This is a genomic window from Bradyrhizobium sp. 186 (assembly GCF_023101685.1).
GTDB lineage: Bacteria > Pseudomonadota > Alphaproteobacteria > Rhizobiales > Xanthobacteraceae > Bradyrhizobium.
On record NZ_CP082164.1, the window covers coordinates 7,275,518 to 7,288,540 of the forward strand.

Below are 13,023 nucleotides of genomic sequence, written 5' to 3' on the forward strand. Positions count from 1 at the left end.
CTGTGGGTTTCCCTTTGATAGAAGTTCACCCGAGAGGCCGCCTTAACCGGCGGCCTCTTCGGTCAAGGACCTGGCCTTATTTCAGCGAGCTGCTGATCGAACCAAACTTGTCATTGAAGCTGGTGCCGAGGCCGTTAACCACGGTAATGTTCGCCAGCGCAATGTCGGCTGCAATCAGTCCGTACTCAATCGCGGTCGCACGTTTTCATCTGTAATGAAGCGCTCAAGCAAAATCATTTTTCCTACCCTTGGCGCGTGAACCACAAGTCACCCCAGGCATTCGCGACTTTCAACGAGGTAATTCGATCTGTTCCGGTGCGGTTAATAGCTGTGAACCCGAAGTCCTCCGGCGTGCGGTCATGCGCGATACGGATATCCGGCCGACGTTTCTTTCCGGGTGAACGTGCGCCGAGTTCCACGTACTACGTTGTTCTTCCGGGATAGTCCTACCGCGAACAACCGGGCAAAGAGATGGACATTTCATTCCCGAATAATGTTTGCGTTCTTCCAGCAGTTTTGATCGACTGCCGGGTTTTTTACTCATGGTGGTGTCGGACAGCATCAAGTATTTCGGCTGAGATTCCTTTTTGCGCCTTCAGAGCTTCATATCCGGCTGTAGGATGGGTCTCGATGAGCGCTCGTTCTCCCGCATCGAGTCGCCCAGGCTTGTCGAGAATCGCGAGCGGTATCTTGGCTTTTCCAACGTCATGGAACAGCGCGGCTTCGTGCAGGCGTTCGAGATCGGCCCTTCCTACTCCGAGGCTAAGTCCGAAATCGATGGCGATGCCCGTGACAAGCAGGCAGTGTTGATACGTACCTTCATGATGGCGGCGCACCGTTGCGAGCCAGTCAGTTAGACCATGTTCGGCGATGTGATCGGCGAGACTAGTGCCGGATTGTTTGGCACCTACCAGATCGACTGGCATCCCGCTCGTCATCGCCGTAAACAACGAAGCGATGGCACCTGCGGCAGTAGTGACAGCCTCCGAGTCGCGACCAACCTCTGTTTGGCCGCTCGCTGCCCTGCGGCCCTGAGAAAGGGCCTGCAACAGCTTAGCGGCGTTCAGATTGCCTGACAGCACCAGCGTAGCCCCCAAGGCATATGCCTGTGACACACACACGTGAGCAGGATTCTCGATCAAGAAAATGCGCTTTCGGGTTTGCTGAGCTCCCTCCAGCATGTTTTTCAGGGCAGGGATATTTTCGGTGGTACGCAAATCTACCCGTACGACTAAAGCTTCCGGATTTTCCGCCTTCAACGCGGCGTCACAGAGCAGGTTTGAGCTCACCGCGTGATCACGCTCGAGAATGGAGCGAACGCTCGATAGTTTCTTCGGGTCGTCGGCGACTATATGGACCAACATAAGAAAGTACCACTCGGTCAAAAAGCCGGGCCAAGGCGACATCAGCTAACCCCAAAACGATCCTTGATCGTGCGGAGCCTCGTTCAGCCAGACGAGCGCCTCACGTGTCGCCAGCCGGACGAGTCTTTCCTCCGTCGGTGCCGATGAGACCTCTTTGGAGAGGTAGAGCAGGAAACCACGCGGGTCGCGAAAGAGCGCCTCTTTCGCTTCACAAGGCAGCAGCGACTCTGTATCGATGGCCGGAATGGTTCGTAAACAGATCAATTCCATTGCGGGCGCGCCAATGATTTCGGTTGCGGCTATTTCTTTTCACCAGTCATCGAGGATGGACGAGAACCACCTGGACCTAGAAAATGGACACCAGCCTCTGATCCCTCTAGCCGGACCAACTCGCATCGACGGAAAGCCAAGCCAGTCGATGACAGCAACAAGAAGAACTCTCGGGCTCTGAGCACGTCTGGCGATCCATCTATCCGGAGTCTTGCACCTGTTTCCGAAACATCGACGAGTATGCAGTCGCGCCGCCATGTGCCGTCGGCGCCCAACAGAGTCGCTCGGCGTTCATGATCAAGGTGAACGCGCTTCGCATTGCGCTTATCCCAGCCCATCGGCTTGAGTGCCTTTCACGCGGGCCTCTAAATGGCTTTCAACTAACTAGGAGCGACCGTGAGCAAAAAGCGCTGCTCACCGCGGCAATCGCGTCCCCTGCACGACCAAAATTGCGACTCAAAATAACGGACGAGTACTTGGCGATAGTCTCTCGCGATAGTTGTTAATAAGGACTAAATCCCACCACCCGTGCGAATCCGGTGCAGGTCAAGCGAGGTGGTTCCAAATGGCATTTGCGGCCGAACGGGGTTGAACCGCGTGAAATCGGCACGAGAGGGATCATTCAAGGCGGATCGGAACTCGGAATGGTCGAATGCAAGTTCTGAGGTTCAGCAAAATAGGTCCGACAGCGGCCGTGTGCCGCCGCAGGCCACGCCGTCTGATACGGTTGTTGTAACTGTCACTTACTGAACCGCAGAGGCACCTCAAAGACGTGCTGCCAGATTGCCTTCGCGTTCCGATCGCGCGACGACATTGAGTAGCTTTTTTGCGGTTCAATCGACCTGCGAGGCGGAGACGGTCATCGAATGCGAAACGAGTGCCTGATCTGTCTCAGCATCGCCATGGCGCCATCGTATATCGACCGTTGGTGAGATACTGATCTAACTGCGATGCACCAAGCAGCAGCAAGACTGTAATCACGAAACCCTTAACATCACGGGCCTCTCCGGTGGAAAGAGACCGCCAACCGAGCGTGTCCCGGGTTTAAAAGCTTCGGAATTCGCTGCCGCTAATCGCGACCTACCTGTAATGACGCTAGGATGACAACAACCCAGTAATAAATTCCTTAAAGGGCGGCTCGCGGCGTCGGCGGCGGACACGCTTGCGCTGGGCCGAGTTCAGAGCACCACCAATAGGATGAAAATGCCGATCTCGATCAGGAGAACGATGCCCGCGATGGCCGAGCACAAGAACGGGTCACCTGGCGATGGGGGTCGCATGGCCTCGCCTCGTTCCGGACGAGCCCCAAAGCGAAAAAATTCCTCCTCGCCGTTTAGTCGCAGCGGCGCTCCCTGCGCGTAACCATACGGCCATCACGTTCGACCGTGACAGTCTCGGTGCGGCAGCGCTGTCTTGGGCCGACGGTGACACCTCCGGGGCCGACGCCAACTGTGGTGTCACGGTCGTATCGGTCGCGGTCGTAGCGGTCACGGTCCCTATAGTAGCGGTCCTCGCGATCCCGTCCGATCTGGACATCAACGCCTTGAGCCATCTTGACGCCTTGGGCGTTGGCCGGAATGGCAAGCGGGGCAGTCGTCAGCAGCGCTGCGGCTGCCGCCACGGCAAGAGCGATCTTCAACATGAGGAAGTCCTCCTTGGGGCTTGATTTAGCGGTGCAACGGGCACGAGCGCTGAGGGTTCCTCCGGGCAATCAAGAGAGGACAGGGTAGCACGGCGTTTCGAGCGGACCCTTTGGCTCAAGGTACTTTGGGGTCTGGAACCGGCCCGGGATCGCGGGACCGCGCCTCTTCCGCATATTTGGCGGTGGGCTTTTCCGAGTTTTGTTCCACTGCTAGTATTGCGCGATCAGCGAGATAGGCGATGCAATCGAGGCTGGAAACGGCATGGCGGGCATGGCAGTCGCTTTCGCGGATCGAGAAGGCGCAGTTTCTCGGGTTGTTCCGTGAGCAGTATGCGCGGGAGCGTCAGCGCGCGACGATGGCGCGGAAGAACGGCCATGCTGGTCATGGCGCCAGGATATCGAGCCTGACGGACCTGAGATTAAGCGAGGCGGACCTGCAACGGAGCGGGCCATAAATCGCCGCCCATGCGTTCTATCGGTGAGGGCTACGCCGGCCGAGCCCGCTTGCGTAAATCGCGGTAAACCGGCTTACCGGGGGCTGGAAATCGCAAGACGGCTGCGGCTCAACAAGCGCCGCCGATTTTGTTTTCGGTCCGGGCGTCTCAACTCGCGGTGTGGCAACTTCCGCTTCGCCCTACGGAGCCGCCGCAACGAGAAGGGCGGAAAGAGTCCGGGTTGGGCCAAGAGCGGTCATTCGGTCGACTGGCTCCGGCGCCCGAGCAATACGGTTTGGCGAGACTCCGCCACGGCCGACGCCCGCGGGGCGAGCGACCGCATCTTGAGGTATTTCCCGTCAGACGAGCCACTATTCGATCAACAATTCATCGACGCCGAGTGGTGCGCTTGACGAAGCAAACCACTCTTTGCGCGCGGCCGCCCTGCGGCGCGCGCGCTCGCTGGTCGGCAGGTTCAACAAGCCGACGAGCATGCGAATCTCCCGTTGAGCCAATTGGTGTGACCGATCGGGAGTGGCGCCGAGGGCCGCTTCGTCCAGCGCATCGAGGGCGGTCAGACCCGCGGGGAAGTACTGGCGATACACGATCCGCTCAGCACAGCCTTCGACGTCCCTGAGGCCCAGCCTGGTGCCCAGCTCGGCAACGCTGCGACGTACCAGTCGGCCCCGCGCCGAGCGATTGCGGATGACGACCCAATCGGTACCGCCTTGGTCAAACTCGCGCCGATGCCTGCGGGCCTCGCACACCATTTCCGCGTAGTGACCGGTTCCCGTCACCTCATGCGTGATGGGATCGATCGAGGCCAGCGTGCCGAGGTCAAGAAAACTGTCGGCGACCGGTGTCAGCACCGTGTCGGCCACCAGATGCGCAAGGCGCATCAGATATGTGTCGGTCGAGGGCGTATCGATCACCAGGAAGTCGACGAACTTCCGGAGGTCGCAAACGGTGTCCTCGAAGGCAGACAATTCCTCGGCTTCGTTGTCCTCCAGCTTCGCGCGGCCGGCGCGCGGAACGAAGCCATGCAGCGGCAGTTCGAGTTCGATCCGCCGATGGTGCGCCCAAATGCGCCGATTTTCGATGTATCGCGTCAGGCCTCTCTGATTGCTGTCGAGATCAATGGTCCCGACCCGATGGCCCTCCTTTAGGAGTGCGATAGCCAGATGCATGGCAAGCGTCGTCTTCCCGGAGCCGCCTTTCTCATTACCGATGACGACGACGTACGGCGATCCTGCCCCTGCGATATCTGTCGCGTGCAGCATCGCAAGCCTTGTAAACTAGAGCTTCTATCACAAAACCAATGCGATGCACCGCGCCAGGTTCCTAGCCGACGTTGTCGCCGATGTGTGCGGGCAAGGCGCGCCTCGCCGTCCGTTGGGATGTTAGCTGGAGCAGTTCCCTTGCCGAGGGATAAGAGAGGCACTTGGCGGCGATGGCGTATTCCGAAGTGGCGCGTGTGAAGAGAGTCGAATCGTCCCGGAGTCTGCAACGGGGCAAAACCGGCGGTGCAACTGGACGGCGGCCGACGTCCGATCAGCCGCGTATAGCCGACATGGCATGGTTCGCTCCAGGGCCACAACTTGACCGCCTCCTATCCCGTCGGCGTGCGAGCGCCTACTACCACATTAGCCAGTCTTTTCGGCCGGGCGCGGTCGACGTGGGATCTGGGCTTCGCCGCGCTCGACGGCTCCCGCCAGGCCACGCAGGAGAGGCGGCGTGATGCCCGCCGCGACCTCGATCTCCCCGGCTGTTTTCCGAAGGAAATGACCGAATCGAAAGGTCTCGGCCGTCAAGTGCTCGAACGCGACAAAGCTTTCCCCGAGACTGCGCATTTCGCGGAGCAGCGACTCAAGCCCTTCCTGAAGTGCGCTGGCCATAGCCGTGATCTCCTTTGCCGCGGCCTCTCGCTCCTCGCGCTCGGCCTCGGTGGCAATCTTCTGTTCCGCGTCAACGATCTGGGCTGCAAGCGCTGCGCATGCGTCACTGAGGCTTGAAAGCCGCAGCGTCGCCGCGCCAAGCGCGTTTTCAAGTCTTGTGATCGTGCCGATGTCGTTGATGTCGGCATCGAGGAAGAATCTCTGCTGATCCGCTTTGGCTCGATCGAACGCAGATTGGGCTTCCGCCTTTCGCTCGTTGAGCGTCGAATGCCGCGAACGCAATTTCGTGAGGGTGGTTTCGAGATTCGAAATCGTTGTCGTCTTTCGGAGTGACATGTTGGGATCTCTCTCAGTCCAATTTTTCCATTGGTGCGGGCGTGACACGTCGTTTGAGCGTGACGACGATCTGATCAATCGTGTGCCAGTCGGGCCCAAACTCCACGATGTCGTGCAACTCGACTAATTCTTCAAAGGCGACAGCCTTCAGCGGCTCGCCATTGTTGTAGTGGATCTCAGCCATCCAGCGATACGTCATTTGTAGAACTCCCTGTTTGCAAGAACTGATTGGGATGATCCTTCGGGCTCTCTGCCGCGAGCGACGTTGCGCCGTTGGCGCGCCGTTGGGAAAAAGCTAATGGAAGCTCCTGCGCCATTAGCTTTTTCCCTTAGGCGCCAATTCAATAACGGCGCAGAACGGTTGCGCCATTGGTGCGCCATTGGATCTCGGTCAATGGCGCAGGTCATGACGGCCTCTTCGCGGGGTCGATCCAGAAACCGGTAACGGTCTTCCGGGTCACCGGGTTTTCGTAAGGCTTACGGATCAGAAGGCCCGACATCGTCCAGGTCTTGATGACCTTTCGCGCCGCCGCTTCGCTCTTGTTCGGGCAATGTTTCACAATGACGCGCCATGCCGCACGATCGAAAGCGTTCGGTGCATCGGTATATCGGTTGCCGTCAGGGGTGCCGGTCTCGATGTCGGTTAGGATTTCGTTGAGCAGGGCGCTGCTTAGTCCTTCGAAGGTGTCAGGCGGCGACCACGGTTCGATCGTCTGCACCTGATCGCCGTTCGGATACATTTCGGTCGCGTTGCCGAGATCGATGCCTATAATCCGGAACCATTTGGCCTCGACGGTCGGTGGCGCGATGTTGACCTTGGCGCTGTCCATGCGGATCAGATTGCGGCGATCGGCTTCGTTTAGGCCGAGGGTCTGCGCCTCCTCGGGGCTCATGGCCGTCAATGTATAAACCAACCTGGCAGCGTCCCTCATGCTGCTGGCGCCGCGACCTCGATTGGGATTGCCGGGATCGGCGGGTCCCTTCGAGGCATGGTGCGGCACATCGACGGCGATATCGAATTGCCCAGCGAGATCACTCAGGACTTGCACCACCTCGTCGATTTGGCTGTTGCTGTTTTCCTCGACCGTATGCACTTTCACAAACGGATCGAGGCTGACGATGTCGATTTGGCGTGCCGTTATCGCATGCGCGAGTTTGCCGGCAAGGTCACCAATGACCGGCCGCCCATGCTGATCCATTGTCATGATCTTGCCACCGGCTTTGCCCGGTGACGCCAGAAACAGCCAGCCTTTGAGTTCACGGCGCTCAACGCGGTGGTGCAAGCAGGCTGCTCTGAGCCGGCGGCGCAACTCGTCGGCATCATCTTCAAGTGAAACGATCAGCACACGCGAACGTACGAAAACATGAGCGCCCGTTAGCTTCCGGCCGGTGGCAAGAGAAAGCAGTTGCGCCATGCGCAGCGCCGTTTTCCCGGTACCACCATCGGCGATCAGCGAGCTGACATAACGTCGGCAGAAGACGTTGCCGAGCAACCACCCGCGTGGCGGAATCGGCCGATCATCCTCGCCGGCGTCCCACTCGCCTAGCGGTTCCGGCGGACACGGCGTGTCGGTCACGGGCGGCAACACCGCACTGGGCTGCCACTTCGGTGCGGCGAGACAGTGAGCGGTCAGGGCATCGGCATCATGTTTCTCAGGATCAAGCGCGAGCCAATCGCTCACGTCGCCCTTGGGAGGCAGATCGGCGAACGAGACAATGCGGATGCTCCTGGCGAGGCCATGCAGCGCCCTCGCGGCTGCAAGTGCTTTGTCGCGTCCTGCCCTGTCGTTGTCCTCAAGAATGAAGATGTCGCGGCCGGCGAACGGCGCGGTACAATCTGCGGTCCATACGCCACCTGCAACCGTAGTCGCGCAGAGTCCGAGCGCGGCGACATTATCGGCGTCCTTCTCGCCTTCGGTGACAAAAACGGTGCCATCTGGATATTTCGCGAGATCAGCAAGCCTGTACGGAACGCGCGAGATACCCTCGAACACGTTGTGGGTGATCCAGCCGCCAGAGCCGTCGGGTCGGCGTTGCCGAAAGTCCTTCGGTTCGTAGCGCACCACCTGGTAGAGCAGGCTGCCATCGGTGGCGGCGTAGTCGTATGTCGCCACCGCCGTGCCCGCGGACGCGGTCCCTTTCGCCAGTGCGGCCACAGCCCGTGCGGTGGCGGCGGCGCGCCTTGCGGCGATCTCCGCGGAAGTTGCTGACCGTGTCCCGTTCGAATTGTCTGTGGCTTTCTTCGCCTTGAAGGCCGGCAGGTCCGCTTTGTCCCGGACGTAATCCTTGAGGGCGATGGCATCCCTGTCCTTGTCCGAGAAGCTGTTCACGAGGAAACCGTCCGGCGCGGACGGATCAATCCTGACCGTCAAGCTGGCATCCTTGGTGGAATGTCCGGGACCGGGCGCGGCGACATATGGGCCATTTCCGTCCCTGCGGACTGTGCCACCGAGTCTGGCGGCGATTTGCTCTAGACTGACGCCTAGGTTTTCGGGCATTGGCACGATCCCTTCGGCGCAGCCGGCACTCGCGGCTGACTGCGCCGGTGCGGACACTTAGAACGGAATATCTTCGTCCATATCGTTCTGCCGGGCTTTCGGCTCCGCGACCGGGACGTCGTTCTTTTCGACAACGACACCCGACCAGGGCGCATCGTCATCGATGTAGTCGGTGATCTCGAAAACCGGATCGTGCTCGTCGTGGCCGTTGCGGCGGACGATGGTCGAAGTCAGCACGACGACGGGCCGGCGGCGCTTCTCGGCGAAATCCTCCAGCAGCTTTCCGATGGCCGCCTTCGCGATGGACGCGCTTGCTTTGAACAGCACCATCTGGCAGGTAGCCTCATTCCGCAGCGGGAGCGAGTACTGTGGGCGCCACGGATCGCTGCGCCAACCGCCCGAGCTAATCTTCCAAGCGGACTTATCCGTATGGGTGTTGGGACGCGGCGGTCGATCGCTTGCGAGGGCCGATACGAAAAGTTCGCCCGCCATCCGATTGTCCTGAAACAGCGTCCACCCAACGGCGCACATGTCGGTGCCAGCGACCCATTCGGAGTCGTTGACCTGGTCGCCGCCGATCTTCCAAACGCCGCTCTCGTAGTTCAGGAATGGAAGCGGGATTACCTGCGCCTCCTGCGCATGCCTCTTGAGGCGATCGATCGCCTTGGTGTCCAACTCGTCGAATACACTCATCGTTTTTCCATCCTTGTAAGTTGCGCTAAATCATCTGCGGGCACCTGCAATCGACGCCACTACATCGCGTGGCGAGATCAGGATCAGATGACGTTGGAGGATGAGTGATCGGCTCTGCCGGCTGCGACGTTGACTGCGCGGCAACAGGAGTGATATTTGTCATTATCCTACTACTCGTTAGCGAGGTCCCGGGGCTATTGCCTTTCCAGAGCCAGCCCCGGGTCTCGTTGTTAGCTGCCTTTGTGATCAGACCGCTCGTGCCGGCAGCCGGGGGCGTCGAGCGGAATTCCGGGATTCAACTGATTGCAGTCTTGCGACCAGCGTGCTGCTCGCGCGCGGCGGCCCATTCGGCGGCGGCGGCCATAGAAATCCGAACCGTCCTGCCGATGCGCAACTCGCGCGGACCGCAGCCTTCGTCGCGCATGTTGAAATACGTGCGCTCAGAGATGCGGAATGCCTCACAAAATTCGGGGATAGTGTAGGCCGCGCGCGCGATCGGTGGACCGCGGATCGGTGGCGTCGCTGCGGCGGGATCAGCGGAAACACCCGGTTTCCGGCCTGTGACTTCTGGGCGAGCCATTGCTCTGTCCTCTCATGCACGTCGATGCATGGGAATGACAGCGCCGAACTCGTTTTCAAAAAAGAGGAGAGTTTTTCAAAACTCGATGCCGCCTAGTTTTGACGAAATTCAAAACTCAGGCGCGAGGGTTTCGACGAGCCTCGTGGACGATGCTCCTCCATAGCGTCGTGTCGCTTGTATCGGTCTGCAGCAGCTCTCGCAGCAGTGGGTACGCTTGCTTCAACGGCAGCTTCGGACGCTTGCGCAACTCGCGGAGACCCAATTCGATCTGTTCTGGCGTGAGATCGGGCGGGCGGCCACCGCCACGCTTGCGCTTGGCCTTGGGCCGCTGTTCTTGAGCACCGCCGCGCAGTGCGCGACGGATCGGGCCGAACAACTCCTCGTTGGTCTTGTCGCTGATGCGCAGTTTTTTCGATAGTTGGGTGCCGCGCATACCAAAGCGCTCGGACAGCTTAGGCGCTTGCTTGATCTGCTCGCGCCATTTCGCCAATCCTGCAGGCACCGTCGGAGGCGGTCGCTTGCTGCTCATGGCGATCAGCCCGCCAGCGCGACGACATTGTCGGCAAGCGGCGCGGCGTCATGATGCAGCAGCGCCCGACGCGAGACCGCATCGCTATGTTCGGTGATGTACTTGCTGTAAGTCCGCTCGATCTCGGCAACCGACGTGTTGTGGGTTGCGGCGACGACCCGGACCGGGACGTTTCTGAGCAACTGCCGCACGATGCTGCTGTGCCGCAGCGCGTAGGGCGTCACCTCATTGGGATCGAGGCCAATGGACTTGATGACCTCAGTGATATCCTCGCGATAGTCGTCGCTGACCCCTTTACCGTCCAGTCCCCAACTCTTGCCGTTGCTCTGCACCAGCAGCGGTGCATGGGCCGGCCGGCCAACAGCAGTCTTCGCCAGTTTGATCGCCAGTGCTTGCGTGATCGGCACGCTGTACCGCTCGACTCTCTTGCGCGAGCGGTTGCGTCCGCCACCCTTGCCAGACTTCGGCATCATCAGCTTCGGCTCGGACTTGTGCATAACGAGGTCTCGCACATTAAGCCGCGCGGCCTGCGACGGGCGGGTTCCCGTCACCGCGAGCACGTCCATCAGTAGTCCGAGCATTTCGTCGCGGACATACGAAGCCGTGACCAGTTTGCTGACGTGATCATCGGGGAGGATGACGTTGTTGGCCTCAGTGGCATCCGGCAGCATCTGCAAACCGGTCTGCCATGCGTGTCTGTTCCGGATGCGCTGATCCTGCGAGGCTGCAAGGTTGAGTGCGGCGATGATGTTTTTGCAATGACGGTTGACGCTAGCCGGGGCCATCTTCGCCAGCAGGCCATCGCGCCACTTGCGCAATTCCTGGGCGCCGAGCAGAGGCACCGGCTTTGATAGCAACGCGGCGGTCAGGTGTCCTCGCGGCGTCCGCGCATTGTAGACATTCGCGCCCCGTGCGGTCAGATCATATTCATAGCGGGTCATTGCAATATCGAGGGTGACCGGCTTGTTACCCTGTTCCTCGGGAACGTCATCGTCATCGCCGCCGCGCACCAGCTTGCGGGCTGCGGTGATCGCCTGCGAGTAATCGAGTACACCCTTGCCATCTGCCGTCTCGTAGTCGTCGGCGATGCCGAATTTCTTCAACCACTCGCCGCCACGTCCGTCGCTCGCGCGGATAGACCATGTTCCCGTGCCCTCGTTGCGCCGATAGCCAAGCGACAGGCCAGGGCCTAATCTCTGCCAGTGCGGGCGCTTCTTGATCGGCAGTCTAAGGCGCGCGGTGGGCGTTTCGAGCGATGAGTTGCGAGGCTTTGGCATGGTCGGGCGGCTTCCAGTATCCAGAAAGTGTCAGGAAGAGCGGGATACAGAAGTGTGCGCCAAGTTTCAGCCAGATGCAATATTTCCTTGCATTTCCATGCAGTTAGTGGGGGATTAGTTGGTGCATGGAAATGCGTGGTAATGCAAAATTCTCCCCTTGTGGGAGAAGTTGGCGCGAAGCGCCGGATGAGGTGTTCTCACCGCGAGGAAACATTTTGCAACTGAGAGGTCTGTCTCCATGGAGAGAGACCCCTCACCCGTCTCGCCGCTACGCGGCGAGCCACCCTCTCCCACAAGGGGCCCACAAGGGGAGAGGGAAAGCACTGCCCTAATCCACCATCTCCGCGACCGCCTTGCCGCAGGCCGTCGTATCCGCATTGCCGCCGAGATCTTTCGTGCGCAGCGTGCGTTCGGCCAGCGTGCGTTCGATCGCGTCCACAATCGACTTGCCGGCTTCCTTCTCGCCGAGATGCTCCAACATCATCGCGCCCGACCAGATTGCGCCGATCGGGTTGGCGATGCCCTGCCCCGCGATGTCGGGCGCCGAGCCGTGTACCGGCTCGAACACCGACGGGAAATTTCCCTCGGGATTGATATTGCCGGACGGCGCAATGCCGATGGTGCCGGTGCAGGCAGGGCCGAGATCGGAGAGGATGTCGCCGAACAAATTCGAGCCGACCACGACGTCGAACCAGTCCGGGTGCAGCACAAAGTTCGCCGTCAAAATGTCGATGTGATACTTGTCCCACTTCACGCCCGGAAACTTCTTCGCCATCGCCTCCACGCGCTCGTCCCAATAGGGCATGGTGATGGAGATGCCGTTGGACTTGGTCGCCGAAGTCAGGTGCTTCTTCGGCCGCGACTGCGCGAGCTCGAAGGCGAACTTGAGGATGCGGTCGACGCCCACGCGGGTCATCACCGTCTGCTGCGTGACGAATTCGCGATCGGTGTCCGGGAACATGCGGCCGCCGACAGAGGAATATTCGCCTTCCGTGTTCTCGCGCACCACCCAGAAATCGATGTCACCGGGCTTGCGATTTGCCAGCGGCGACGGCACGCCGGGCATCAGGCGCACCGGGCGCAGGTTCACATACTGGTCGAACTCGCGGCGGAACTTGATCAGCGAACCCCACAGCGAGACGTGATCGGGGATCTTGGCGGGCCAGCCGACCGCGCCGAAGTAGATCGCGTCGTGCTTGCCGATCTTCTCCTTCCAGTCGTCCGGCATCATCTGGCCGTGCTTCTCGTAATAGTCCCAGGACGAAAAGTCGAAATGGTCGAAATGCAGGGAGACCCCGTGCTTCTTTGCTGCCGTTTCCAAAACACGCAGGCCTTCGGGCATCACTTCCTTGCCGATGCCGTCGCCGGGAATGACCGCGATCCGGTATTGCTTCTTGCTCATCGAAAACGTCCCTGGTTAGTCCGGCACCCGCCGCCTTTTGATCGCACTGCAATGAACCAAAGTCAGCGGCAGTGCAACGCTGCACTGCAATGTTGACCATGGC

The 13,023-nt window shown here is 60.1% G+C and carries 13 protein-coding genes and 1 pseudogene; 1 reads left to right on the top strand and 13 read right to left on the bottom strand.

The annotated features are described in order from the left end of the window. Positions 1-76 precede the first annotated feature (76 nt). The 6 genes and pseudogenes from IVB18_RS35125 to IVB18_RS35150 all read right to left on the bottom strand — a co-directional run bounded on the left by IVB18_RS35125 (position 77) and on the right by IVB18_RS35150 (position 4,990). Positions 77-237: pseudogene (locus IVB18_RS35125) on the bottom strand (Flp family type IVb pilin). Between the two features lie 299 nt (positions 238-536). Further along, positions 537-1,406, bottom strand: coding sequence for an HD domain-containing protein (locus IVB18_RS35130; protein ID WP_247984881.1), 870 nt, complete (start codon positions 1,404-1,406; stop codon positions 537-539). Positions 1,407-1,409: 3 nt separating this feature from the next. Further along, positions 1,410-1,634 (bottom strand): hypothetical protein, encoded by a 225-nt coding sequence (locus IVB18_RS35135; protein ID WP_247984882.1) that lies wholly within the window; start codon positions 1,632-1,634, stop codon positions 1,410-1,412. Between the two features lie 29 nt (positions 1,635-1,663). Further along, a complete protein-coding gene (locus IVB18_RS35140) occupies positions 1,664-1,972 on the bottom strand; it encodes a PilZ domain-containing protein (RefSeq protein WP_247984883.1) in 309 nt (102 codons plus the stop codon). 995 nt (positions 1,973-2,967) lie between these two features. Next, the gene (locus IVB18_RS35145) at positions 2,968-3,276 is read right to left on the bottom strand and encodes a hypothetical protein (RefSeq protein ID WP_247387076.1); all 309 of its coding nucleotides are present in this window, start codon (positions 3,274-3,276) and stop codon (positions 2,968-2,970) included. Positions 3,277-4,081: 805 nt separating this feature from the next. Then, entirely contained in the window at positions 4,082-4,990 is a 909-nt protein-coding gene (locus IVB18_RS35150; RefSeq protein ID WP_247984884.1) for a division plane positioning ATPase MipZ, read from the bottom strand. Positions 4,991-5,308: 318 nt separating this feature from the next. Here IVB18_RS35150 and IVB18_RS35155 point away from each other — a divergent pair, with 318 nt between their 5' ends. Continuing rightward, entirely contained in the window at positions 5,309-5,722 is a 414-nt protein-coding gene (locus tag IVB18_RS35155) for a hypothetical protein (protein WP_247984885.1), read from the top strand. 232 nt (positions 5,723-5,954) lie between these two features. Here IVB18_RS35155 and IVB18_RS35160 read toward each other — a convergent pair whose 3' ends face one another. The 7 genes from IVB18_RS35160 to IVB18_RS35190 all read right to left on the bottom strand — a co-directional run bounded on the left by IVB18_RS35160 (position 5,955) and on the right by IVB18_RS35190 (position 12,920). Beyond that, positions 5,955-6,140: a hypothetical protein gene (locus IVB18_RS35160; protein WP_247984886.1), complete on the bottom strand. Its 186-nt coding sequence runs from the start codon at positions 6,138-6,140 to the stop codon at positions 5,955-5,957. Positions 6,141-6,345: 205 nt separating this feature from the next. Then, positions 6,346-8,496 (bottom strand): AAA family ATPase, encoded by a 2,151-nt coding sequence (locus IVB18_RS35165; RefSeq protein WP_247984887.1) that lies wholly within the window; start codon positions 8,494-8,496, stop codon positions 6,346-6,348. Continuing rightward, entirely contained in the window at positions 8,497-9,132 is a 636-nt protein-coding gene (locus IVB18_RS35170) for a hypothetical protein (protein WP_247984888.1), read from the bottom strand. Between the two features lie 295 nt (positions 9,133-9,427). After that, positions 9,428-9,712 carry a hypothetical protein gene (locus IVB18_RS35175; RefSeq protein ID WP_247984889.1) on the bottom strand — a complete coding sequence of 95 codons (285 nt, stop codon included), beginning with the start codon at positions 9,710-9,712 and terminating at the stop codon, positions 9,428-9,430. A 115-nt stretch (positions 9,713-9,827) separates the two neighbouring features. Continuing rightward, the gene (locus tag IVB18_RS35180; RefSeq protein ID WP_247984890.1) at positions 9,828-10,202 is read right to left on the bottom strand and encodes a hypothetical protein; all 375 of its coding nucleotides are present in this window, start codon (positions 10,200-10,202) and stop codon (positions 9,828-9,830) included. 44 nt (positions 10,203-10,246) lie between these two features. Next, a complete protein-coding gene (locus tag IVB18_RS35185; RefSeq protein WP_247984891.1) occupies positions 10,247-11,518 on the bottom strand; it encodes a tyrosine-type recombinase/integrase in 1,272 nt (423 codons plus the stop codon). 328 nt (positions 11,519-11,846) lie between these two features. Further along, complete coding sequence (locus IVB18_RS35190; RefSeq protein WP_247984892.1) at positions 11,847-12,920, bottom strand: tartrate dehydrogenase; 1,074 nt, start codon at positions 12,918-12,920, stop codon at positions 11,847-11,849. Between the last annotated feature and the right edge of the window lie 103 nt (positions 12,921-13,023).

Bases quoted from the DNA above. Each gene is read 5' to 3' on its own strand.
- IVB18_RS35160 (WP_247984886.1), bottom strand. From the start codon at position 6,140: ATGACGTATCGCTGGATGGCTGAGATCCACTACAACAATGGCGAGCCG.
- IVB18_RS35145 (WP_247387076.1), bottom strand. From the start codon at position 3,276: ATGTTGAAGATCGCTCTTGCCGTGGCGGCAGCCGCAGCGCTGCTGACG.
- IVB18_RS35190 (WP_247984892.1), bottom strand. From the start codon at position 12,920: ATGAGCAAGAAGCAATACCGGATCGCGGTCATTCCCGGCGACGGCATC.
- IVB18_RS35175 (WP_247984889.1), bottom strand. From the start codon at position 9,712: ATGGCTCGCCCAGAAGTCACAGGCCGGAAACCGGGTGTTTCCGCTGAT.
- IVB18_RS35130 (WP_247984881.1), bottom strand. From the start codon at position 1,406: ATGTCGCCTTGGCCCGGCTTTTTGACCGAGTGGTACTTTCTTATGTTG.
- IVB18_RS35170 (WP_247984888.1), bottom strand. From the start codon at position 9,132: ATGAGTGTATTCGACGAGTTGGACACCAAGGCGATCGATCGCCTCAAG.
- IVB18_RS35150 (WP_247984884.1), bottom strand. From the start codon at position 4,990: ATGCTGCACGCGACAGATATCGCAGGGGCAGGATCGCCGTACGTCGTC.
- IVB18_RS35185 (WP_247984891.1), bottom strand. From the start codon at position 11,518: ATGCCAAAGCCTCGCAACTCATCGCTCGAAACGCCCACCGCGCGCCTT.
- IVB18_RS35135 (WP_247984882.1), bottom strand. From the start codon at position 1,634: ATGGAATTGATCTGTTTACGAACCATTCCGGCCATCGATACAGAGTCG.
- IVB18_RS35140 (WP_247984883.1), bottom strand. From the start codon at position 1,972: ATGGGCTGGGATAAGCGCAATGCGAAGCGCGTTCACCTTGATCATGAA.